Below are 25065 nucleotides of genomic sequence, written 5' to 3'. Positions count from 1 at the left end.
TGTGAATGGAAGATGGTAGGAGCCTGGCCTTGTGGGAAACTTAAGGTGGGTGCGTTACACCTGATGAATTATTGATCGTTTGCAGAATCTTATCGGGTGCGTAAGGGTTGATGGAGTTTAGAGGGTTTAGAGGGTTTAGAGGGTTTAGGAAGATCTGAAACTAAGAGATTACGTAATAAATAAATGTTGTGCGGATTTTCGTTAAGTTGGTGAGCCAACTCAGTAACGAATAACCCAACAACGAATAACAAATATCCATGGCCGGTGCGGATAAAAAAGAGAAAAGCAATAAATTGACCTGGAAGGATTTTCTGCCGATCATCCTTGCTTTTCCTATGGCTTTGTTGGTTAAGATATTTATTTTCACCACATACCACGTCCCTACAGCTTCTATGGTTCCTTCGATTATTCCTGGCGATCACATTCTGGTTGAAAAGTGGGTTTTCGGCCCCCGAATATTCATCAAAGGGAAGAGCTACCGGCTGCCGGGGTGGCGATCGATCCGCCGAAATGATATTTTGGTCTTTAATGTGCCCAAAGAAGACAGCATTTTTCAACATCATCGGGAGATCAATTATTACAACTGGAAGCAAAGCCAGGCAGCTTCACAATCCCTGGAAGTTCAAAAAGACAGCTTTCAGTTTATGCCTATCCCGGGCAGAACTCCATTCGTAAAAAGAGTGATCGGATTACCGGGAGACACCCTTTTGTACACATCCAATATGATATATATTAACGGTCACCCCATGGAAACAGGTTCCAGCTCTTACCAGCATTTTGAGATCACTTTTAACCATACCTCAGACTACGATCACCATAAGGATTCGCTCTATAGCCTGGGAGAAAACATTCAAATGATTCGTTCTCAAAACCAATTAACAGGAATTTTCAAATCCAGTGATCTGGGATTTTTAGATTCGATCCAAGCAACAATCCAGCCGCGTTGGCATCTGCCTAAATTCAACCATATCCCTGAAGATTTCCGATGGGCGCGTACGCTGGCCCGATCATCACAACCGGTTCGCATCCCTTATAAAGGGTGGACCGCTCCCGTAGACAGCTTATTTTTGGATCGCTACAGTCAGATTATTCGCCGATTTGAAGGATTTAAGGGGGTAGCAGACCTCAATCAATTATTAGACAGGGAAGGACACGAAATCGAGGAATATACCTTTTCCAAAAATTATTATTGGGCACTGGGTGACAATCGGCCCTATTCTGTCGACTCCCGCGCTTGGGGAATCATTCCTGAAGATCACGTTATCGGAATCACACGACGTACTTTCTGGTCCAAAATACCCGAGAAGTCATTCAAAGAGGGATTTCGATGGGAACGTTTTTGGGAGCGTCTATAAAGCATTAATGAGCTAAATACAGAATATTTTATTGCCCGCTAATCTCGTAGATTTTTACAGAACTTGTGCATATGTATTGTCTTGATAATTTAACCAAGCCGTGGTACCTTATTAAGGGAGAAAGTAATTCTTGATTCATCAGTCTGCCAGGACACATCATGTTAACCCGATTCATTCACCACGTTAATCTATTATGATGTGTAACATGCAGTGCATCAATTGTTTAAACTCTTAAATTGGACAAATCATCTAGCCCTAGTTTGGGGGACGTTTGACTTTTCCGGGGTAACTTACCATTGAGTCATTTCACTCCACAATCACCGCTGTACCACTTGCAGAGACCATCAGCATTCCGTTGGACTCACCAAGCACCTCATAGTCGAGATCAATGCCCACTATAGCATTAGCACCCAATTCAAGTGCACGATCCTCTAGCTCTTGCAGTGCAATCTCCCGGGCGCGCCCAAGTTCATTTTCATAGGCTGCAGATCTTCCACCAACCAGATCCCGAATACCTGCAAAGAAATCTTTAAAAATATTGGCTCCAAGAATCGCTTCACCTGATATTATACCACAATATTTGGTGATCTGCTTACCCTCAATGTTTGGTGTCGTTGTTAATTCCATTTCTATTTGACTTTTATCGAAATACTTCAAATAAAGTATCTAATAGGGGAATGAAATCAATACTCCGTCTCCTTGCTCCACACCTCATAGATCGGATCCCCTTTGGAGCTTTTACCGCTGTGGTGCCAGTCGCCACCTTTTAGTTCCCCATCAAAAGAAAGGGACACCCCCACCCGACTGTCATCGCGCGAGAAGAACTCAATATGTTCGGTGTATTTTCCATTCTTAAAGGTATAAGAGCCTCCTCCGGTGCCAAAAAACTCACCAGTGTCTTCATTCATAGCAATCCACTGAAAATGGCCCGGTGTGAGTAACTTGTATGTTTTCCGAGGAGAACGGCCGATACTATTCATCTTACCATCAACTTTTCGTCCGGAGATACGCCACACACCTGCCAACCCCTGATCTTTCTCTGGTATTCGTTCCCAAATCAAGTCATATCCCTGCGGATGCCGAGTGGTCAGGACATTTCCCTCCAATGTAAACGGTGTAGTAATTGATTCCCCAACGAGGTATCGGTCTCCTGAATTGAATTCGATTTCTATATCCAGTTCATCTCCGTCTACTTCCATTTCTCCGCCCAACGTATTGACAAACTTGTCATCGTCTGTGGTTTCTGTCCAGGAAAAGTAGTCGTCCTGAATAAGAAGCAAATGGTTGTCAGAACCCTTCAGCGACCAGGCGCCATCTAGTTTTTGGGCCGTGACCATCGACTGGATATTGATCGTGAAAAATAAAGTAATGAGTAGTGAGAAAAATTTGAATTTTATCATCGTAATAAAACTTAGAGGGTGATTCGAAAATACTTGATCATTCTAAAGATAATCAAATATTTGAATTTTCAAATCTGCAATTGGCAATACTCAGGCTATCGTAAGAATTTAAAGAACAGCTGTTTTCAAACCGATCGGTTTTCTAACTAAAAAAGCGCAGCGTTGCAAAGCGAAGTTTACCTCCTGCCGTGAAACAGGGGGGCGACCTTACTAATTGTTCATCAGGAAGGCTTTGATAAAACCATCGAGCTCACCATCCAACACCGTTTCCGGGTGGCGGGTTTCATAACCGGTCCGGTGATCTTTCACCCGGCGGTCATCAAGTACATAGCTTCGGATCTGTGATCCCCACTCATTTTTTTGCTTTCCGGACTCGATCTTGTCTTTCTCTGCCCGTTGCTTTTCCAGTTCCTGTTCATAGATCCGGGACCGGAGCATCTGCAAGGCTTTCTCCCGGTTCATATGCTGAGATCGTTCCTGCTGACACTCGGCGACTATCCCCGTAGGCAAGTGCCGCACCCGAACCGCAGATTCGGTCTTGTTGACGTGCTGCCCTCCGGCGCCACTGGCCCGAAAGGTATCCCACTCCAGATCGGCTGGATTGATTTCGACCTCGATATCATTATCAACCATGGGATGAACAAATACCGAAGCAAATGAGGTCATCCGTTTTCCCTGAGAGTTGAACGGACTCACGCGAACCAAACGATGGACCCCATTTTCACTTTTAAGCATCCCAAACGCATAATCTCCGGTAATTTCCAGGGAAGCTGATTTTATGCCGACCACATCCCCATCCTGACGGTTGAGTTCGGTGACTTTATACCCGTGTTTCTCGGCATACATCACGAACATACGCATCAACATATCGGCCCAGTCATTGGCCTCCGTACCACCGGCACCGGCATTGATCTCCATAATCGCAGACATTTCATCTTCCGGCTGATTGAGCGTGGTCCGAAATTCGATGTCTTCAAAGATTTCAAGCGTTTTTTCATATCGCTCTTCAAGCTCTTCTTCGGAAACCTCCCCTTCATCGTAAAACTCGTACAGCACTTCCAGTTCTTCATAGGAAGTCCTGGCTTTATCGTACAACTCCACCCAAAACTTGAGTGAGTTGATTTCCTTCATGATTTTCTCTGCGCGATCCGAATCATCCCAAAAGGAAGGATCGTAGGTAGCCTGTTGTTTTTCTTCTATCTGTATTTGACGGTTAGAGACGTCAAAGATATTGTTTTAGAAGAGTCAGTCGCTCTTGCAGTTCCTGTAATTGATCGCTATTCATATTACGATTCTTTTTTGAGTACTTCTACAAAAAATACGAGGTCAGCATTGGCAGGAATATCTCCACCAGCACCTTGTTCACCGTACCCCAACTCTGAAGGGATAAAAAGCAAAGCTTCTTCACCCGGGTGCAGCTTAGCGACACCTTCATCCCAGCCCTTGATCACTGAGCCAGCTCCTACCGTAAGCGGGAATGGCATCCCCCGGTCATAGGAATTATCAAACATTTTACCATCTTCCTCCAGGACGCCCCAGTAATGAACCTCCACCTGGTTGTTCCCTACGGGGTCACCACTACCCGGTTCGATCGTATAAATTTCCAATCCACTTTCAAGCTTTTGCAGATCACTATCCAATTCACCTTTTTTGTATTTATCCAGATAAAGACCAACCAGACTGTCCACTTTTCCGGACTTTTCCTTGGCTTTCTGCATTTTTATCATGTTCTCCTCTTTTTCTTTGGCAATGGCATCCAATGCGGTTTCTTCATCTACGATATCCTGAACCAGGAAATAGTTGTTGATGTATTTATTATCCGGAAACTGCATTTTCGCTTGAGGAATGGAATCCAGATCTACATAGACATTCGCCGAATCACCGACAGACATTTGCTGCAGTATATTCACGATGGGGTTGACTTGATCGACGGGAGTCGTATCTGCGGGTATTTGAAATCGAACGATATCAGATAAGGGCTGAAGGACAGAGGTGTCATCCAGCAATACGCCGGCCTTAAAATAAACATATTGGGTCGGCTGGGGCAGATCGTTCGAAGAACCGGTTTTGTAAATATTGTACCGGAAACCATCTTCTGTGGTTCCTTCGACTGTTGGTTCGCTTTGATCTGTCCCGCAGGCCATCATCAGCGCTATCGCTGAAAATAAAAGAGAAAATAATTTCACTTGCTTATTCATTAGTGTGTTGTTTTACGAATTCTGGTAATACTTTTTTAAATAATTCTAAAGCCGATTTGAGTCCTTTGTAATGACTTCCACCGGCTGCATTTTTGTGTCCGCCGCCATTGTAATATTTGCGTGCGAGATCAGCGACGTTGTAATCTTCTACAGATCGCAGTGATAGTTTCACAATCGTAGGTTGCTGTGTAAAAAACGCAGCTATTTTAATATTGTTGATTTTCAATATGTTATTAACGATTCCTTCGGTATCGCCCCGCTCAATTTCAAACTTGCTATAATCAGCCTTGTTGAGGTATATAATTCCTGTCTTTTGTTCGGGAATGAGCGTAAACCGGTGATACAGGCAGTACCCCAATAACCGAAGTTGCTTTTCTGTGAGGCTGTTGTTGATCCGGTTTTGGATGGCGATGTGGTCGATCGAACTTTCCAATAGATTGCTAACCTTACCAAACAAGCGACTATTCGTGTTGTGTGCAAACGTTCCCGTATCTGTGATGATCCCGGTATACAGGCAAGTACTGATCAATTCATCTTTGAGGTAGTTCGTATTCTCCCATCGGGTCAATACATCAAACAACAGATCTGCGGTCGAACTGGCCGTGGAGTCCACATAATAATATTCATGAGACAAATCGGGTTCCAGATGGTGGTCGATCAATAGTACCGGTGTATCTTTCTCCGCCATGGGCTCCCCCATCTTATCAATGCGAGACACATGATTGAAGTCGAGATAGACAAAAAGTTCGGCATCGTTGATTTTCTCGACCACCTCCTCTTCCTGATCATCAAATATCAGAACATCTTTGATTCCCGGCAGCCAGTCAAAATTAGCTGGATAAGCGGAGGGAACCGCTACGGTGACCGAATGGCCTCGTAGCTGACAATACCGGGCCAGTGCCAACGACGAACCGAGTGCATCACCATCAGGATTCCGATGCGAGGCAATTAAGATCTTGCGGGGACTACTCAGAAACTCATGTACGTCTTGAAGGCCTTTTTCCGGCATAAATGGTTTTTAACGGTATATTTCTGTTTGTGCAAAATGGAAAGATGCTTCCCGTTCGGCGTTGTCATCCGAGTCCGCACCATGCACGGCATTCTCGCCGATACTAGTTGCAAATTTGGCCCGAATGGTTCCTTCTTCTGCCTCCGCTGGATTGGTCGCACCGATCAGTTTTCGAAAATCTTCGACCGCATTTTCTTTCTCGAGGACAGCCGCTACGATGGGACCGGAAGACATAAAATCAACCAACTCACCATAAAACGGACGTTCTTTGTGTACTTCATAGAACTCACCGGCTTTTTCGGCGGACAACTTCGTATATTTCATAGCCAGAATTTTAAATCCGGCCTGGTTTATATCAGCCAATATAGCACCGATGTGTCCGTTCTTCACCGCATCGGGCTTTATCATGGTAAATGTGATCTTTCCTGCCATTTTAGTTTGTAGTTTGTAGTTTGTAGTTTGTGGTTATTTGATTCGGGCATTTTTGGCTCGCCTCTATAGCACAAGTGCTCCTTTACGTTAAACAAGCTGCAAAAGTACAGCCATTTTCTGGTTTATCAAAGCATGATGGAATATAAATATATAGCAATTGATGCAAGGCACTTGTTACATAGTGATCCCGATGGGGCAGCGGGAGGAGGTGTGGGTGCGGAGTGGCTGTCATCTGGAAAAAATGGTTGGATCTTGAGGTGTATCAAATGTGTAAGCCACATTTGAAAGTGTCTTCCACCAGTGCCACCTAAAACTTCACCAGCGTCACCCCATCACCGCCCTGTTCACGCGGCGGGTGGCTGACCTCGCGGACATGGCTGTATTCCCGCAGCTTGTCCTTAACCAGGGTACGAAGTACCCCACTCCCCTTCCCATGAAGAATACGCAGTTCCGACACATTGGCGATCGTGGCTTCATCCAGAAAATTTTGCAATTCCTTCTCAGCTTCCATCATGGAATACCCCCGGATATCAATTTTGTGTTGAACTTCCGTTTTCTTTTTACGCAGATCGGTCCCGATGGATTTTCCCGTTTGTACCGGCAACGGTTCTTTTCCGGGACGGACATCCTTCTTCTTCACATTCATCCGAATCCCCCCCACCTGAAGCTCCACTTTATTCTTCTGGACCGAAGTGATCTTACCCGTAATATCACCTTCTTTGTATTTCACAAAATCACCCACCTTTAATGTCTTAAAGAAGTCCTTCGGAATCTTTTCCATCCGGGTCAGATTCTGATCTATTTGATCGATCTCGCTGGCCAGTTCCTTCTTTTCTTCCTGCATATCTGCTTCGAGCTTTCGGGCTTGAGCAAGCGCTTCTTTGTCTTCCAGTTCCCGGATTTTTTCCCGCAACCACTTCCGATCCGATTCCTTCCGATTATGCGACTCCAGTTTTTTATTCTTCTTCCATTTTTTACGCTGATAGGTTAATTCATCGGATAGGACCTTATTGTTTTTCATCATCTGATCGAGCTGCTTCCGGGTATTTTGCAATTCTTTCTCTTTCTTCCGGAGCTCATTTTTCTCATTCTCCAGATTAACCAGCATCTCTTCGATCGCCCATTTGTTTTTGCCGGCCTTGTTCCGTGCGTATTGAATCACCTTGTTGGGCAACCCTGACTTTCGCGCAATCTCAAAAGCAAAAGAACTCCCCGGCTTCCCGGGTATAAAACGATAGGTTGGCTCCAGGTTTTTCTTATCAAAACTCATCGCTGCATTACCGATCCTGGGATGTTTGTCTGCAAACATTTTCAAGTTAAAGTAATGGGTCGTCACCACACCCCACACCCCCCTGTCTGTCAGTCGCTTAAGTATGGACTCTGAAATCGCTCCTCCATACTGCGGATCCGTTCCGCCCCCCAGTTCGTCCATAAAGACCAAAGATTTATGATCCGCACGATCCAGGAACACCTTCATATTCAGCAAGTGGGAACTGTAGGTACTCAAATCTTCTTCCAGGGACTGTTGGTCGCCAATATCCGCGAAAAAACCCTGGAACATACCGGACACGGATCCCGGATCCACCGGAATAAGAAACCCGCTCTGTAGCATCAATTGATTGATTGCCACGGCTTTAAGCAACACTGATTTACCACCTGCATTAGGTCCGGAAACCATCATCAGAGGCTGGGATTTATCCAAGGTTAGGTCAAACGGAACCACCTTTTTGCCCACTCGTTCATGCTGGATTTTAAGGAGGGGATGATAAGCCTGCTTCCAGTCCAGATGCGGAACTTCCCGCAATCCCGGGAGCTGCCCCTCGATCAGCAGAGCCAATTCTGCTTTGGCATTCCACACATCATAGCCGGAAAGAATCAGGAATCCTTCCTGTATTTCAAACTTGAGTCGCCGGATATCGGCACTCACAGACTGGATTAACCGATTGATTTCCTGACGGATATCACTCTTTACCTCAGCCATGACATGATACAATGGAGACATCTCGTCGGGCTCGATGTAGACCGTCTGTCCCGTTCCGGATTCATCCTGAATAAGGCCTTTGACATTCCGTTTGTTTTCTGCAGCCACGCACAGCACCTGCTTGCCATTCTTATAACTCTCAAAAGGTTCTGTCAACAGATTCCTGGAACGGTACTTTTGCATGACCTGCTGAAAGGCAGCACTGATGTTTTTTTCCTGACTACCGAGCCGTTTGAACAATCGCTTCAAATCCGGGCTGGCATCCTCCCGGATGTTCCCGTCGGGATAAAATAGCCGATCCAAATCCTGTTTTAGGCGGTCAATCTCCGGGGCAATCCGTGATGTAAAATGAATATACAAGGAAGAATCCAATAGCTCTTTTTGGCCCGACCATTTACGGAGCGCTACGACTTCATCCAGAACATATCGGATTTTCAGCACCTCTTCAATATCGAGGCTGTAATTGGCTATTTTCACCTTGTCGAGAATGGGTAAGATGTCTTCATATTCAGCCGGTTTGTGGGTCACTCCTTCCCGTTTCCATTGGGTCAGGTCATGAACCCTATTCAATTCTTCCTCCCATAAAGAGAATTTCCGGTAAGGGACCGAATTGAGTATGCGGCGTCGGGCTATGGGTCCGCGCGTATAAGACGCTGCCAATTCCAGGATCTGATCAAATTCCAGATCAGTGTATAGTGTGTCGGGATAAATAGTCATCATGGGTATTGTAACGCAAAGATAAGGAGAGGTGTTGAGGAAAGTAAATTATTTTATGTTTCTCGCAGGGTCGATATCCTTCCGGCTACTGGGCACAGAACTATTATCTTGCAGGAACGCTATGTAATCTGGAGGACGAAAAAGCAATCTTTAGCCCTTACAAGTTATTGACGATTCTTGTGATATCATCCTCAAGTTACAACCTGCTTTTTATAGACACGAGCAAATGACTCTATGGATATTATTTCAATAAGATCTTTGCCATTTTCGATCAGATCTGCTCGAAAGCTCCTGTATGATTTGAAAATATCCTTGGCATCTTAGCGTCATAGCGAGAGATTTTTTACTTAAAAGGTACTATATTATAAATCTGAAAATGCATCTTTGCGTCTTACCGAATTTGCGAGTTTAAAAACCGATAATCATGGCAGGAAATACTTTTGGTCACCTATTTACTATCACCACCTTTGGTGAATCTCACGGGAAAGGACTGGGCGTCACCATCGACGGTTGTCCGTCTGGAATCCGAATTAGTGAAGAAGAGATCCAACACGATCTGGACCGTCGTCGGCCCGGCCAATCGCGGATTGTCACCCAACGAAAAGAAAAAGATCGCATTCAAATTATTAGTGGTGTATTTGAAGGTGTGACCACCGGTACTCCCATTGGTATGATAATTCTCAACGAAGATCAAAAATCACGGGATTATGATCACATCAAAGATTCATTCCGGCCTTCCCATGCGGACTATACCTATCAGTCTAAATACGGGTTTCGGGATTACCGTGGCGGAGGTCGGTCTTCTGCCCGGGAAACGGCCATGCGGGTTGCTGCGGGAAGTGTCGCAAAAGCTATTCTAAAACGGATTGGCATCACGATACAAGCATATGTCAGCCAAGTCGGTCCCATCCGCATCGATGACAATCCGGAAAACCATGATCTCTCGCTCACCGAAGAAAATATCGTGCGTTGCCCCGATCCGAAAAAGGCTGCCGAAATGGAGGAGCTCATCATGGCCACTCGTAAAAAAGGAGATACTGTAGGAGGTGTGGTAACTTGCGTGATCGAAAACGCACCGGTTGGTCTTGGAGAACCGGTTTTTGACAAATTACACTCCGATCTGGCCCGGGCTGTGATGAGTATCAATGCCTGCAAAGGATTTGAAATAGGCAGTGGCTTTGAGGGAGTTAAAATGAATGGCTCAGAGCACAATGATAAGTTCTACACTACAAAGGATGGCGAAGTTCGAACAGAAACCAACTATTCCGGAGGGATACAGGGCGGCATTTCCAATGGTATGCCCATCTACTTCCGGGCTGCCTTTAAGCCGGTAGCTACCATCATTCAATCCCAGGAAACCATCAACAAGGAAGGCAAGGACGTGACCATCGAAGGAAGGGGTCGTCACGATCCTTGTGTTGTTCCACGTGCTGTACCCATCGTCGAAGCCATGGCTGCTCTGACCCTAGTAGATCATTACTTGATGCAACAACGGATGAAGATATAGTGATTTTGTTTGTTTGATTCTCGGGTGTGGAGGAAGTTCTCGAATTAATGGTGTGGACTCGGTCTGCACGCGCTTGATGAACGATAATGGTTTCATTTTCAGATATTAGAATATTCAACTGCATGAAGGGATAAATAAATCGCGGTAAAAACACTTCCTACCAAATATAAAACTGTCATGCAACCGTTTTAATTCTAATAAAAAGCATAAATTAATGCGTTGTTGAAATAAATAATTCGTACTTTCCAGACATACACAATACCTTCATCCTATGGTTAATCATTCAAAAAGCACCACAGGGTACGTAAAAGTGGTTTGGATATTGGTTTATTTCACTTTCATGCATCCTTTGTATAATCAGGAAGCCGACATCATTTTTCACAATGGTTCCATTATTACAATGGAAGAAGATTTTGTTCCGGTAGAAGCTCTTGCGGTATCAAATGGTCAAGTTTTGAGTTTTGGAACGTTCAAAGAAATGACCAAATTTATATCATCCGCTACCGACTTGGTAGATCTGCATGGTCGGACCGTCATACCGGGCATCGTAGATCCGCACAACCATTTTTTCACCGATGCGGCTCATATCCTTGATTCCACCTATTCGATGGAAGATCGACAGGATTTAATGCTTGCCCAAGGAATTACGACCATCGGAGATCCGAACACGGAATCCTGGACGTTCCCACCCATTCAGGATTTTGAGAGGTCTGGCAAGATGAAAATCAAAACAAACGTCTACGTGATCCGAAATCATGCTTGCAATTGGGATGTAAATCTAAACCACAACGACTATCCAGCCCACCAGAATAAAGATGCACTCCTTCGGCTAGCCGGAGTAAAAATCTTTTGTGACGGCGGATCATGCGGCACACGTCCGGCAACCACTTTTGAGTATCCTGGCGGCGGAAAGGGAGACCTGTTTCTGACAGACCAACAACTTGAAACCTGGATCAAAGAGGCGGATCAAAAAGGCTATCAACTGGTCATACATGCGCAGGGCGACCGAGCCATTGCTCAAGCTCAAAAGGGATTAGAATCTGTCATTAAGAACAAAAGAAATCCACTCCGCCATCGTATTGATCACAACGCATTTTTAAATTCAAAAATCCTGTCGCAATACAATAATATCGGGATTCCGGTAGCTTGCTTTGCCTGGTTTCCGACTTGTTTAAGTTCAGAATCTTCGATTTTGGAGAACACCTATGGTACGGAAAATCTACCCAACCTGGAGGATTGGCGGTCTTTGATCGATGCCAATCCGGACATTCGAATAGCCTGGCATAGTGATGGCCCACTCCTTGAATACAGGTTGCCTCAGGTTATGTACTCATATGTTACCAGAAAAGAAGTTCAAGCCACCGGAAATGTATGCGATCCGCCTACCTGGCTTGCTGAACACAAAATTACGATCAAGGAGGTTCTAAGGATGATGACCATCGACGCTGCATATATACTACACAGAGACGAGCAGGTCGGTAGTCTGAAGCCTGGTAAGTCTGCAGATCTGGTTGTGCTGTCAGGTAATCCACTAACCCTTCCATCGGACAAATTAATCCATCTGAAGGTATTGATGACCATGGTCGATGGTCAAGCCGTGTTTTGCCATTCAGAGTTTGAGTCAGAATGCAATCAAATATTGACTTCCAAAACACAAGAGATAATAACTGATTTTCAGCTTGGTAACCCGTTTCCCAATCCCGCCAACGCAGGAGATGATTGGCAGATGAATCTGCAATTGAAAAATCCTGTAAAATTACAATACACCGTGTATGACTTCTATGGAAAAGCGGTGTTTCATGCACCTTCAAAAAACTATTCCACGGGTACTCATATTTTGAACATAAGGAGTCAACAATTTTTTAAAAATGGCCTATATTTCGTAAAATTTCAAATAGGAAAATCCATACTGTTTAAAAAATTTATGGTAATATAATAATGGATTTACACCTTCTTATACCCCATTGGCAATAACCGAATAGTAAGTCGTCCATCCACCTCATGCGATGAACCTCTTCACCTTTATTTATTATTTAATCAATGATTAATTCATTCCCAAGGGGATGGCCAATCGTAAACTAATATTCCGCCCCATATTATATACACCACGTCGTCCGGTGGCCAAGTTCTCCGGAGCGTATTTTAAACGACTTAAGTGACTTTGATAGGTCCTGTCCAATAAATTACTGCCGGACAAGGATATTGAAAACAACTTGGTCCCACTTTTCCCTTCTACGTCACCACCTATTCCGGCGTTGAGTAATGCATATCCTTCCGTTGGTGTTTCTGTACCATAGGCAGCAAATATTTTATCCTGTCGGAATACATAATCCATTTCTACTCTGAGAAAGATATTATGCAAATAATGTCCCACCTTCCTAAAATTTGCACGCAATTCAGACTGCCAGTTCGGTGCTGGCATAAAAGGCAGATACTTTGTACTGTCCGGTTGGTTTCTTTGTGCTCCGCGAACATATGAAAATGAGTTTTCAAAATGCAACCAATCCAATGGGTGTGGATGAATATCAATTGTAAATTCCCCACCGTATAATCGGGCATCACCCTGTACATAACCAAAAACAGGGACCGGGTTCGATACATCCACGATACTATCTTCTCCGGATGCACTGTGAAGTTTTTGCAAGTAAATATAGTTTTGTATGGAATTATGAAACAGACCCAATTCAAATGAAACGTGCTCGTTGTTGTAAATCACTCCAGCATCTACCTGTAAACTGGTTTCTGGTTTGAGCTGTGAGTTCCCCATTTCATAACGGAAGGTTCCTTCATGGATGCCATTGGATCCCAGTTCGGCCATATTGGGTGACCGGAATCCCCGCGAGACATTGACCTTGCCGGTCAATTCTTTATTGAACTCATAGCTGGCACCGACACTCGCTGAGATATTTGAAAACGTGGATTGAAAGTCTTTAAACTTTGTGATGGCATTGGGAGCAGTCCCATCGGTAGGTTCATCATCGGCATCCAGGTACAATGGTTTCGACGAGACTTGACGTACATCCCCTCGCAATCCACCACTTACATGCAGTTCATCGAACGATCTTTGCACAAATGCAAAAATACCGCCATCAAATAAATCGTACTCCGGAATCAAAAATTCTTCGCCTTTATTGAGGCTGTGCTGAATCATTCCACTCAACCCCACGGACGGTTGCCATTCCCTAAATTCGGGCAATAGGTACTTTACATCATAATTGAATGTATTGAGTAAAAAATAAAGTTCCGCTTCCGTTTCATCCAGGGGGTTCGCAAATTCCTGGCGGTTGTTTTGTTGGAAGGCCAGATTTAGAGAGAGTACTGACCGTTTAAAAAAGACTTTACTGTTGGAGCTCAACTTCTGATGCAAAATATGCTGACTGGGAACATCGATTCCATACCCGGATAAATCGTTATCCGTCACCGTTTGTTCCTGAATCATCGTATCGTTGACTACCTTTTGTCTGATAAAATTTCCATGATCATCCCGTTCGCCCTCCACCAGACCAATCGCCTGATCGAAACGACTGAAATGAAGTTGTGAATAACCCCACTTTTTATTTAAGCCCACGGATCCATTGAAGTTCAATTCATTAAATCCGGAATTATAGACTGGACCATCGAATTTATTTTCAAAATTACCAGCTGTCTTGCTGGTCACCCGAGCTAGCCAATTAACCCCGTTCAGATTTCCCGCAGTCATCGCAGAATAACCTTGCAACTGGTTATTGGACTGGTAATTGGCAGACACATGACCGAGAACTTCTCCTTCCGAAACCGGCTTGGGTGCCAGAAAATGAATCACACCGGCCATCGCATCGGAGCCATACATCAGGCTACCTGGTCCTTTGATGATTTCTACCCGGTCTATCGAATATTCATCGATTTCCACACCGTGTTCATCCCCCCACTGCTGTCCCTCCTGCCGGATGTTGTTATTGAGGACCACCACGCGGTTATACCCCAGTCCCCGGATTACAGGTTTGGATACCGCTCCTCCGGTGGTAATCTGTGACACCCCGGGTTGCTTGGCGATCGCATCAATCACATTTTCTGAAGGTGTTTTGTTGGATGCCAGATCATCGATCACCAAAGTAGGAATAGGATTCAGGTCCCTTTTCGTGGAGGCGGAAGGTCCAGAGACTACGACTTCTGACATTTCAATCACCGAAGGCTCCAGTTCCACCATCAATTCCACCGATCCGTCAAGTTGTACCTTGACCACTTGCGTAGAATAACTCAGATATCTGATTTCGACTAAAAAGGAGCCTTTGGGGAGGTTTTCCATTTCAAAATTGCCATCAAAATTGGTAGTAGTCCCTTTTTGAAGATCAGGAATATAAATATGCGCTTCTATAAGCGGTTCTTTGGATTCGTGGTCGAGAACTTTCCCGAATAAGCTGTTTTGGGTGTACGCTTCTAAACTAACTAAAAGAATCAATGAGAAGATAATGAGTGATCTCATAATAAGATGTAATTTTTACAATACAGATAAATAATATACGGAATTCGTCACCTCACAGATCTGTACGGCGACAACTAGTAGAAAGGGCTAGGATAACATGGGATCCCTCACCCGCAATAAGCCGGAGGGCCTCTGTTATAAATTACATCTGAAGTAAAATTAGTAGAAAAAAACGGCTCGAAATAACCATTTTTTTCTACGACATCAATCTCATGGAAAGTAAAAATTTGAGGAACAACATAGTTGTTGTGCCGGGAGGTAATAAATTTACAAAACTCACAATGATCTTGTTCCCGGTCGATATGGGTTTGATGATCGCAGTGATTGTCCTGAAGTTCATTCGTATGGAATATTTTCTGATGACAGAGGTCATTTTCCAGGTCTTCTTCCAGGTTTTCACAGCTGATTTCTTCTTCGTGGTGGTGAAGAATATCCCACGGGAAGGCCGATACTGCGATACACAGTAGTAAAAGATACGCTAATATCTGTTTTCCCAAAGATTTCATAACTGCGCGCTAAGATAACACTTTATTACATTTCTGATATGGATGACCATAAAACAGACCCCATTCCACCCATAATCCCAAAATAGTACACGGACAAATTGAGTGCGAAATTTCCATATCGAATCCGGTATTACAATTCCAAAATAAGTTTATTGTTCAATATATAATGTTCTGATGCAGGATACTAAGTCGGGTGTTAATGACCTGTGATCAATCACAGGTTGATGACAGGTGTTTAGACGCGGGAACATCCGCACATTTACTGCACCGCCTCTGCTCTTCGTTTCCCCCGCAAGAATTCATAAAATGAATCAAACTCCTGCTGATAGGATAACCCAATTCCCAACTTAGAAGTCTTTTCAAACACATACGGTTCAGTTCGTTGGTAGAGTTTAGCTTTTAAACGATTATCTTTCGTGATAGAATATTCCAATATAAAATCATGCGTAATCAGGGTGTTCGCGGTAACCGCAGAACCAGTTTGTAAATTGGCCTCCGTAGTAACTTGAAGTCGGTCTTCCAAAAATCCAAATTCGGGCTGTACCAAAAACTCATTACCCGTCCGTACTACATTCTGTGCCTCGACATTGTAGTTGTTTCGATAGACATTGTATCCGATGTTAAGTTCCACACTGGAGATAAACGGGACCTCATCAATCGATTCCTGCAGGTACTGTGTCAGGAAAAATGAGATTTGATTCGTGATCACCTCTGATACCGTATTGACGACCGTACCATCGATGTTCACCACGGATGAAACACTCGGAATAAACGATCTGGCAACAAGCAAACCAAATACCTGTTTATTGATTTCATTTTGATCATCGGCGATCACACGCAACCGATCCTCCACATAATTTTTAACCTGACCGGTTAATTCCGGAAACTCCATATCAAAGGTAATCTCCGGGGAAAACAGATCGCCCCTTAGATGCAAGAACAAATCTACATCGGTGGCGTTTTGAGCCAGATCTGCCAAGCGGTCGTTTTGACCAATGTATTCCAGAATAAAATTATATGGTGGCGTCCGTACTGAATAGGAGGCATCGATATCGATCTTGGCATTCAGTGGATCACCGGTCCAGGTGATGGTCCCGCCTTGATTAATCTTAAACATTTTCCGTGTAAAATTCAACTGAGCAAACTGGTATTCTCCGGTGACCACTTCATAGGTTCCCCGCATGGTAAAATTACCGGCCCGGGTCAGCTCAATGTGCAGCTCACTATTTCCTCTCGCTCGTAGAATATCACCTGTGGATTCATCCAGGATGATTGACACTTCACAATCAGGGGTCAGGGTAAGATCGACTTCTAGGTTCAGTCCCTCGATCTGAACAAAGGAGTCGTCATCCGCTTCTCCCACTTCTTCAAAAGAATCATCGGATACAAAATCAATAAAAAAGGCCTCTTCATCGCTGACTGAAATGGTCGAAGAAATAGGGATCGATATCTTGGATGTTGGGCCAGTCTTAGCTTGAATATCCATATTGAGCTGTGTAAACGGCCCCCGAATGTCTATGACTGCACTTCCCAGTCCCCGTCCATAGAAAGGCATACCTGCTGATTTCCCAGTATTGAGTAATAAAAATTTTTCAGTGGTTACCCGTGTATCCATATAAAAATTTGTCAAATGATCATGACGGATACCACCAGAAGCATTAGCCAGATTCCCCTCTTTGTCCATCATATTGATTTCGCCGAAGCTGATCAACTCATTGTCGATGTTTACGCTTGAATTTATAAACTCATAAGTTGTACCCAAAAGAGAGATATCTGTCTGACCGTTTATCAATACCCGACCATTAATATTGGGTTTGTCCCCCGTACTGTTTAATTCTACTTTTGCATTTGCATACCCTTTTGTATTCTCAATAATATTCCCCAGGAAAAATTCCAGGACTAAAATTGGAAATTGATTCGCTCGCACATCAAAATCAAATACAGGGACCGGATGATTGGCTTTGTTGAATAGATCATAGTGTCCATCAATATCCAAACTCTTTTTATTCTGGTCTTCCACCTCAATGGACACGGTTGCTAATTCGTCACTACTCAACGTATAAAATAAAGAATGGAGATCGCCAAAAGGTTGATTATTAATAGTTAAATTATCAATAATGGTCTCCACCTCCAGCCCGGTCAGATCAAATACATTTTCCACACTCAGGACAACATTGGCTGTACCGTCGAAAGTGTATTTTTCATTTGGAAAAAATTCATTTAAAAACTCAATATCAATATCGCGTAAACCGGCGATCAAAGATTGGTCTGTTGCGCTCTGTATATATAAATTCCGGGTACCGGATTGGAAAACAAAATTATCAAAGAATAATTTTTCTTCACCCACTGCAATATTGTTGTTGGGGTTTAATACCCACGATCGGTTTAAAAGATCAAAAGAAGAAGAATCCAAGGTAAGCTTCATTTCATCGGCTTCGAAAAGATTGGCTCCTGCTAAGTGAATATTGTTCAGCACATTGTTTATCGTTCGGGTTTGAATCGCAAAATCAAGTTGATCTCCGACCAAGGTCGTATTAAGCTGCAAAGCACCCACCCGAACATCACCAGCGGTCAGGCTATCCAGATAGACGATCCATTCATTGTCTGTATTACTCCCACTGGCATTGACGTTCAACGATTCTACATTAATGTCACGAAATTGGATTTTCGGAGCGGAAGTCTGAAAATAGTACTCAAAATAGTCCCGGCCGCGATTCCGGTACGTCAGCGAAAGATTGAGATTTCGTATGGTATCAAGATCCGGATTGAGCAGGTTCGAAAATTCTTCCGTATCATTCACATCAATAATCATCGTGAAATCATTGTTGTAGATCGTATCCGTGCGAAGTTCCATATCCGGCAGATATTTTACAATCCGGGGATGCCGACTGGAAATAATTCCATAGGTCGTACCCAAAATATTTTCGATATTAAACTGCCCGTCAATATCGACCGATAAAATATCAGAAACCAGCTTCCAGTCCTTAAAGTTGTCTCCCCACGAACGCGCATCAAAAGTAATGACGTTCATGCTGTACTGTACACTGTCTCCCCGTTCAATTTGCAAATCATTGATCCGGGCATAACCGTTTAAACTATCAATGGGATACATGGTCATATCCACATCGACTTCCCCGGACAATTCGATGTCGTCCCGGCTCAAGTTTAGCGCTTCAAGATCGGCATGATGGATGTGTCCGAAAGCGACTACATCTGAAATCCGTTCAAAATCAATTTTAGTATCCAGATCAAATGCAATTTCTGGTTGCTTCATGGCCACATGGCCGAGGAATCCATTGTTTCCAAAAAAGCCGTTCAGCGAGACCCCTGAATAGTTATATCCTTTAAAATAAAAGGAATCCACCGTGGTCTGGAGATGACCGCTCAGTTCACTGAGGTCAAAGTCGGCCCCTTCTTCCAAAGTGACCGTCATCGACAAGTCTCCAATGTTTGGATTGGCAATAAACCGACCAAGATCAAACTCTTTCAAAGCCAAATTTCCCCGGTATTTTTTCTGAAGCAAATCCACGCCAGCCACAATACCTACTTGTCCCAGTTTGGTTCTGGCATTTGCATCGATGTCAAGCTGTTTTCCGTCTACATCAATTCTTCCGGTGATGCTGACATAGCTCAGAGAGTCCACTCCGTTGGGTAAATTAATATCGGGGAATTTTCTTCGGATAAATGACACTGGTATTGAGCTACCCCCTATCCGGGCGTTAATCTGTCTATTTTCTTGAGTAAGGACTTCACGCAAACGACCTCGTCCTTTGGCGTATGTTCTACCTTGTTGTATGCGCCAATTGGATAATGTGAGATCATTGAAGACCCCGTGGCCGGAAACTGCCAGTTTGTAAGAATCCGACCGGTTATTTTTTACATACTCCGTAGTTCCCAGTGCGGGCAATAATTTTTCCAAATCTGCTAAAAACACTTCACTGGATGAAATATCAAAATCCAGTTGAACCTTATTGAGAAAATCCCGGAAATCAGGCAAAGAATCATATTGCATGGTCACCTTTCCGGCCACATCCGACTGACCATAACGGAGGACCAGGTCTTCAGTACGCAGTTGATTATCGGTTAGCTCCATTTCATCGAAAGAAAGTTCTTTGACCACTAAGGAATCTCCAATAGTAAACCTCGAAGTAAAATACCGGGCGTTGATCAAATTGGGAGCTGTTTCGACGGAGTTGATCTGTCCGGACAAGTGACTGATTCGGAGGGGAGAACCATACCGTTGAGTTACCGTATCATACGCATGAACCTCAACCTGCCCATTGTTAACCTCCAATCCATTGACATCGAAATCCAAAGCCCAAAACAACGAGTCACTTTCTACCGTGGCCACCGTATCCAATCCGTTTGCTACTCTAAAATCGTGCCACAGTTTGCGGATATATGGGTTTTCACCAGAACCTGTTTTCGCCCCGAACACGGTGATATTGGGCTCATTTAACTGTACATCTTCCAGTGAGAATTGATCTTTCAAATTACTTGATCTGACCTTTCCGCTGACTCGGTTGGATTCTGCAAAAACCTGCATATGTCGGACCGTGTCAGTAAGATTAAAATCCACATGGTTTACATGAATGTCCGTGGGTGAAAAGTAAAAGTTAAAACTTCTTTTACTGGCTGTATCAGGTAAAGTGGGGGTATAATTCGACAACAACCGGAGAACCAGAGAATCTGCATCCAAACCAGATAATGTCAATTCACCACGCAAAAGTCGAAGTGGGTTCGCGTTAAAAGACAGATCGCCTTCAGATATATAAATCATACTGTCTACTTCTCCACGTCCCAATAATAATTTTTTAACGTGTAGTTGATTAAAAGGCTTAAAATGAATGGATTCTACTGACAAGCCTATGTCATACCGGTCCTTCAGAAAAGTAGAAGACCAATCCACTACTTTTTTCTGAACCACAGCGGAATTAAATAGTAGTGTAATGAATACTATCAACACAACAATCAAAGACAGCAAGGTCCACCCTGCCGTCCGAAGTAATCTTTTATATATGTTGGATTGATCTGTCACACAAAATTCTTAACTGATAATATACGATCCATGATCCGAATCACCCTGGTCAGGGGTCTTAAACTTTTCCCAAATGTGAATGCATTGAACCGCTTCCTGCACATCGTGAACGCGCAATATCCGTACACCCTTCATTAACGCCAGCATATGCACGGCTGTTGTTCCATTCAAGGCATTATCGGCGTCCACCCCAAGTATTTTTTGAATCATTCCTTTTCTGGACACGCCGGCCAATACCGGATAACGCAATATCTCAAACGCATGAAGATCGTGCAGCAGTTGGTAATTATGGGTCAGTGTTTTACCAAAACCAAAGCCCGGGTCCAGTATAAGATCCACAATCCCAGCATTTTCCGCGGCTGCAATCTGTCGCACGAAAAAATCAAAAACTTTGGTGACCACGTTGTCATAGCTGGGGTTATCCTGCATATTTTCAGGCAGTCCCTGCATATGCATGATTACAAAAGGAACGTCAAATCGGCCGACCGTAGTCAACATTTTAGCATCAAACGTACCGCCCGAGATATCATTGATCATGTCGGCGCCACAATCCAGGGCTTTTTGAGCAGTCGCACTGTGCAGCGTGTCTACGGACAGCAACAAATCTGGAAATCGCTTGTGAAAAGCCGAAACAATATGAGACAGTCGTCGCCATTCGACTTCATGTGGGATAATTTCAGCTCCCGGACGACTACTCATGGCACCGATATCAATGATAAGAGCTCCTTGGACTTGCATAGCTTCGATGCGTTCGAAAACCTCTTTTTCATCGACTCTGGAGCCCACATAAAAAGAATCGTTGGTTACATTGACAATGCCCATCACCGCGGGCTTCTCCAAAGAAATTAATTGGCCGTTACAGTTTAAAGTTCGATATTGCATCATGACGAATACAAAGAAAATCAAATTATAAGACTTTTATACAGATGCTCCATAAAGATTACTGGAATGAACGTTGGATGGAAAATAATACCGGTTGGGATATCGGGCAGGCATCACCCCCATTAATGGAGTACCTTCAGCAGATACCAAACCGTGACATAGAAATCCTGATCCCTGGTTCGGGAAGTGGATATGAAGCAGAACAAGCATACCGCATGGGATTCCATCGTGTCCATTACAATGACATCGCACCGGAGGCAAAGATTCGGTTTCAAAAGAGGGTTCCCGATTTTCCGGCAGAGCAAATAATTATGCAAGATATTTTCAAACTGAACGGTCGCTATGATCTGATTCTGGAACAGACCTCATTTTGTGCGCAGCCACCAGAACGACGTAATGAATATATTAGTAAGATTCATGACCTGTTAAATCCCAACGGTAAATATGCCGGGGTTTTGTTTGATGTCGAATTTCCAGGAGATGGTCCGCCGTTTGGAGGAAACAGAGAAGAATATGCCCGGCTTTTTGGGAAAAAATTTAAGATCCTCAAAATGGAAAAATGTTATAATTCCATCAATCCTCGGCAGGGAAAAGAACTTTTCGTAATATTGACCCCAATTTAAAGAAAATGCAATTCATATGAAGTTAAGGTTCATGAAGTCTACGCCCGGACAAATTATGATGGGAGTAGCACTTACTTCTTTTATTGTTCTGGGAATCCGAAATTCTAACAGCTCACAAATGAGTCTGCTCCCCGGATTGGCAAAGACAGAAACAATCAGCACATTACCCATTCCAACTCCCGAGTATAAATACAACAACATCAATATGGCCTTCTACGATGCGGAAGAGGGATTAATTAAGCAGGGCGCCGTCCTTTCCGAGATTTTCTCATCACTTGGAATTGGAATATCTACATTGCACAAACTTTTGGAGGCCGGGCAGGATGTTTTTGAGGTAAGAAGTCTTCGAGCGGGCAAAAAGTATAAGCTTCTGACAGAAAAAACCAGTCAGGAACCGGCCTATTTCATTTATGAACAAGATGCGATCAACTATTACATTTTTGATTTGAAAGATATGTCCGGCATTGAAAAAGGTCAAAATCCTGTAGATACCGTTCATCGGGCTTTTGCGGGCCTGATCCAATCTTCGCTTTGGAATGCTTTTTCGGATTATGAAATCGAAAGCAGACAAATCCCCGTTTTAACATCCAAAATGGAAGATGCCATGGCCTGGTCGGTCGATTTTCACCATGTACAGCCCGGTGATCAATTTAAGTTGATCTACGATGAATATTTTGTCGAAGGCGAATCAGTGGGTATTGGAGAAATGAAAGCCGCTTATTTCCAGACATCCGGAAAAGATTACTATGCGTTCAAGTACAACAATGGAACCTATGACGGTTATTTTAGCGCAGACGGCCGCCCTATGAAAAAGGCTTTCCTAAAAGCACCTGTCAAATTCTCAAGAATATCCTCCCGGTACAATCTGAACCGGTTCCATCCCATACTCAAAAGAACCAAGGCCCACCTCGGAACGGACTACGCCGCACCCTATAATACTGAAATACTCGCCACCGCAGACGGAGTCATCGAACGAATCGGACGGACGCGTGGGAATGGAAACTTTATTAAAATCAAGCACGACAAGACCTATTCGACACAATACCTGCATATGAATAAGTTTGCCTCCAATATGAAAAAGGGCGTGCATGTAAAGCAAGGTGAAGTCATCGGTTATGTAGGATCAACGGGGCTGGCAACCGGACCACACGTATGCTACCGTTTCTGGAAAAACGGGAAGCAGGTCGATCCACTCCGGCAGAACTTACCCGAACCCGAACCGATGGATCCAGCCATGATGCCTGAGTTTAATCTAGCTAAAGAAGCACTTCAAAAGCAATTGGAAGCGATCGATGTAGAAGTTCCGGCGCAGACGTGAATTAGTTGAAAATGGAAAGTTGAAAATGGAAATTGCCAATCACCATTAAAAGCACTGGTGTGTGAAGCTTGTCACAGGGTGATCCCCATGGGTCCGGGCAAGCCGGTGCGGATGCGAGCGTCCCACACCTTCCATGCCAGCATGTTCATGTGAAGACAACCTCCACAAACACTTCTCCCTGGCGGCAGCCTTCTTCCGCAATCGATCCATGAACAAATTTTCCGTATATTTAGTCGAGTATAAGTAACCGTAAAATACCGGGAGATGAAACACCTGCACAAATCCTTGTTAATTCTTTTTTATCTGTTCCTCATCATTCCAGCCTCTTCACAGGATACCGAGCAGCGCACCTATTGCAATCCGGTTAACTTGGACTATACCTATATGATCTACAATGCACACAACGACCTGTCGTACCGGTCGGGAGCCGATCCCGCCATTGTAGAATTTCGGAACGAATACTACCTATTTATTACCAGATCCATGGGGTATTGGCATTCCACGGACCTGCTGCACTGGAATTTTATCGAGCCGGAGCAATGGTTTTTTATGGGTTCCAATGCACCTGCCGCGCACAACTACAAGGATTCCGTGATCTATCTGGTAGCCGATCCCTCCGGCTCCAACAGTGTGCTCTATTCCGATGACCCCAAAAATGGCATCTGGAAGGCCACGCCCGCCTTGTTGGGGTCAAGACTATCTTCTAATTGGTGGTTTTTACTTTTCAATTTAGCTTGAATCCACTTATTCCTAGAGAGTATCCATCCCAGAAAACTAACAATTAATAATGGCACAAGAATTACGCCATCGACCACAGGCTGCTTTTGCTGCCTAATGGTCACACCTTTGGTGGGACCATTCCCGAGCGCGAAATGTGATCCTGTAACTAAACTGGTTTTTAAACATAAATTAGACGTATAATTTTATCCTGAAGAATAAAATTATCGGCAGCTGAAGCAGCCGCTACTGTGGGTGTAGTGGTACTGTAAGTCTTCTGTGGGTTTCATTCTTAGCTAGGAAGATCAGCCAGAAAAAGTTCTATAGTTTTAGGCTTACCTCTCGTGCCGGACAAAGACCTGCCCCCCTGTATAGGCTGCTTTAGCTGCCTAATGGCCACACCTTTGGTGGGGCCATTCCCGAGCACGAAATGTGACTCTGCAACGAAACTGGTTTTTAAACATAAATTAGACGTATAATTTTATCCTGGAGAATAAAATTATCGGCAGCTAGGCAGCCGCTACTGTGGGTGTAGTGGTACTGTAAGTCTTCTGTGGGTTTCATTCTTAGCTAGGAAGATCAGCCAGAAAAAGTTCTATGGGTTAAGCTTACCTCCGGTGCCGGACAAAAACCAGATTGCCCCTGTACAGGCTGCTTTAGCTGCCTAATCGTCACACCTTTGGTGGAGCCATTCCCGAGCGCGAAATGTGGCTCTGCAACGAAACTAGTTTATAAACACAAATGAAACGTATATTTTCATTTTAAAAATGAAAATATCGGCAGCTAAAGCAGCCGCTACTGGGGCTTGTTTAAAATTTTGTGTATTCGCTCAAAATTGATTCTGATTTCATGAGTAAAGTTAAATAATCATTTTATGACTTTCACCCGATCCGGGAATAAGATAGTCAGTTGGTTAAAAA

Annotated in this window: 16 protein-coding genes and 1 pseudogene; 6 read left to right on the top strand and 11 right to left on the bottom strand. The window is 43.9% G+C overall.

Annotation, left to right across the window (positions count from 1 at the left end):
* The first annotated feature begins 257 nt into the window (after positions 1 to 257).
* On the top strand, positions 258 to 1355 hold the full coding sequence (lepB, locus tag KUV50_RS18600) for a signal peptidase I (RefSeq protein WP_222581718.1): 1098 nt from the start codon (positions 258 to 260) through the stop codon (positions 1353 to 1355).
* 306 nt (positions 1356 to 1661) lie between these two features.
* On the opposite strand, the gene KUV50_RS18595 is transcribed toward lepB, so the two are convergent.
* The 7 genes from KUV50_RS18595 to KUV50_RS18565 all read right to left on the bottom strand — a co-directional run bounded on the left by KUV50_RS18595 (position 1662) and on the right by KUV50_RS18565 (position 9095).
* Positions 1662 to 1982: a heavy metal-binding domain-containing protein gene (locus tag KUV50_RS18595; RefSeq protein ID WP_222581741.1), complete on the bottom strand. Its 321-nt coding sequence runs from the start codon at positions 1980 to 1982 to the stop codon at positions 1662 to 1664.
* 56 nt (positions 1983 to 2038) lie between these two features.
* Entirely contained in the window at positions 2039 to 2755 is a 717-nt protein-coding gene (locus tag KUV50_RS18590) for a hypothetical protein (RefSeq protein WP_222581717.1), read from the bottom strand.
* A gap of 210 nt (positions 2756 to 2965) precedes the next feature.
* A protein-coding gene (gene prfB, locus KUV50_RS18585) for a peptide chain release factor 2 (RefSeq protein WP_222581716.1) occupies positions 2966 to 4040 on the bottom strand; the annotation gives its coding sequence in 2 pieces (ribosomal slippage) (positions 2966 to 3979 and positions 3981 to 4040; 1074 coding nt in all).
* Position 4041: 1 nt separating this feature from the next.
* On the bottom strand, positions 4042 to 4953 hold the full coding sequence (locus KUV50_RS18580) for an FKBP-type peptidyl-prolyl cis-trans isomerase (RefSeq protein WP_222581715.1): 912 nt from the start codon (positions 4951 to 4953) through the stop codon (positions 4042 to 4044).
* Positions 4946 to 5962 carry a DHH family phosphoesterase gene (locus KUV50_RS18575; RefSeq protein WP_222581714.1) on the bottom strand — a complete coding sequence of 339 codons (1017 nt, stop codon included), beginning with the start codon at positions 5960 to 5962 and terminating at the stop codon, positions 4946 to 4948. Before KUV50_RS18575 ends, KUV50_RS18580 begins: the two co-directional genes overlap by 8 nt.
* 9 nt (positions 5963 to 5971) lie before the next feature.
* Complete coding sequence (locus KUV50_RS18570) at positions 5972 to 6394, bottom strand: nucleoside-diphosphate kinase (RefSeq protein ID WP_222581713.1); 423 nt, start codon at positions 6392 to 6394, stop codon at positions 5972 to 5974.
* A gap of 307 nt (positions 6395 to 6701) precedes the next feature.
* Positions 6702 to 9095 (bottom strand): endonuclease MutS2, encoded by a 2394-nt coding sequence (locus tag KUV50_RS18565; protein ID WP_222581712.1) that lies wholly within the window; start codon positions 9093 to 9095, stop codon positions 6702 to 6704.
* A 421-nt stretch (positions 9096 to 9516) separates the two neighbouring features.
* On the opposite strand from KUV50_RS18565, the gene aroC reads away from it, so the two are divergent.
* Entirely contained in the window at positions 9517 to 10599 is a 1083-nt protein-coding gene (gene aroC, locus KUV50_RS18560; protein ID WP_222581711.1) for a chorismate synthase, read from the top strand.
* A 271-nt stretch (positions 10600 to 10870) separates the two neighbouring features.
* On the top strand, positions 10871 to 12535 hold the full coding sequence (locus KUV50_RS18555; protein WP_222581710.1) for an amidohydrolase family protein: 1665 nt from the start codon (positions 10871 to 10873) through the stop codon (positions 12533 to 12535).
* 108 nt (positions 12536 to 12643) lie between these two features.
* Here the strand turns inward: KUV50_RS18555 and KUV50_RS18550 are convergent, their stop codons facing one another.
* From KUV50_RS18550 to folP, 4 genes are all read right to left on the bottom strand, one after another.
* Positions 12644 to 15061 (bottom strand): TonB-dependent receptor, encoded by a 2418-nt coding sequence (locus KUV50_RS18550; protein WP_222581709.1) that lies wholly within the window; start codon positions 15059 to 15061, stop codon positions 12644 to 12646.
* Positions 15062 to 15168: 107 nt separating this feature from the next.
* Complete coding sequence (locus KUV50_RS18545; protein ID WP_222581708.1) at positions 15169 to 15567, bottom strand: hypothetical protein; 399 nt, start codon at positions 15565 to 15567, stop codon at positions 15169 to 15171.
* Between the two features lie 259 nt (positions 15568 to 15826).
* Positions 15827 to 20605 carry a translocation/assembly module TamB domain-containing protein gene (locus KUV50_RS19620; protein ID WP_222581707.1) on the bottom strand — a complete coding sequence of 1593 codons (4779 nt, stop codon included), beginning with the start codon at positions 20603 to 20605 and terminating at the stop codon, positions 15827 to 15829.
* Between the two features lie 9 nt (positions 20606 to 20614).
* Positions 20615 to 21445 carry a dihydropteroate synthase gene (folP, locus tag KUV50_RS18535; protein WP_222581706.1) on the bottom strand — a complete coding sequence of 277 codons (831 nt, stop codon included), beginning with the start codon at positions 21443 to 21445 and terminating at the stop codon, positions 20615 to 20617.
* Between the two features lie 86 nt (positions 21446 to 21531).
* Between folP and KUV50_RS18530 the strand changes: the two genes are divergently transcribed.
* The 3 genes and pseudogenes from KUV50_RS18530 to KUV50_RS18520 all read left to right on the top strand — a co-directional run.
* Positions 21532 to 22110, top strand: coding sequence for a methyltransferase domain-containing protein (locus KUV50_RS18530; protein WP_222581705.1), 579 nt, complete (start codon positions 21532 to 21534; stop codon positions 22108 to 22110).
* A 16-nt stretch (positions 22111 to 22126) separates the two neighbouring features.
* Positions 22127 to 23428, top strand: a complete 1302-nt coding sequence (locus KUV50_RS18525; protein WP_222581704.1) for a peptidoglycan DD-metalloendopeptidase family protein — start codon at positions 22127 to 22129, stop codon at positions 23426 to 23428.
* A gap of 264 nt (positions 23429 to 23692) precedes the next feature.
* Positions 23693 to 24115, top strand: a pseudogene (locus KUV50_RS18520) (1,4-beta-xylanase); the annotation flags it as partial.
* Positions 24116 to 25065 lie beyond the last annotated feature (950 nt).

Origin of the sequence: Membranihabitans marinus (genome assembly GCF_019802045.1) — a bacterium.
In the GTDB taxonomy this organism is placed as follows: Bacteria; Bacteroidota; Bacteroidia; order Chitinophagales; family Saprospiraceae; genus Membranihabitans; species Membranihabitans marinus_A.
The sequence above is the reverse complement of the archived record's forward strand: the minus strand, read 5'-3'. Positions and strand labels throughout refer to the sequence as shown.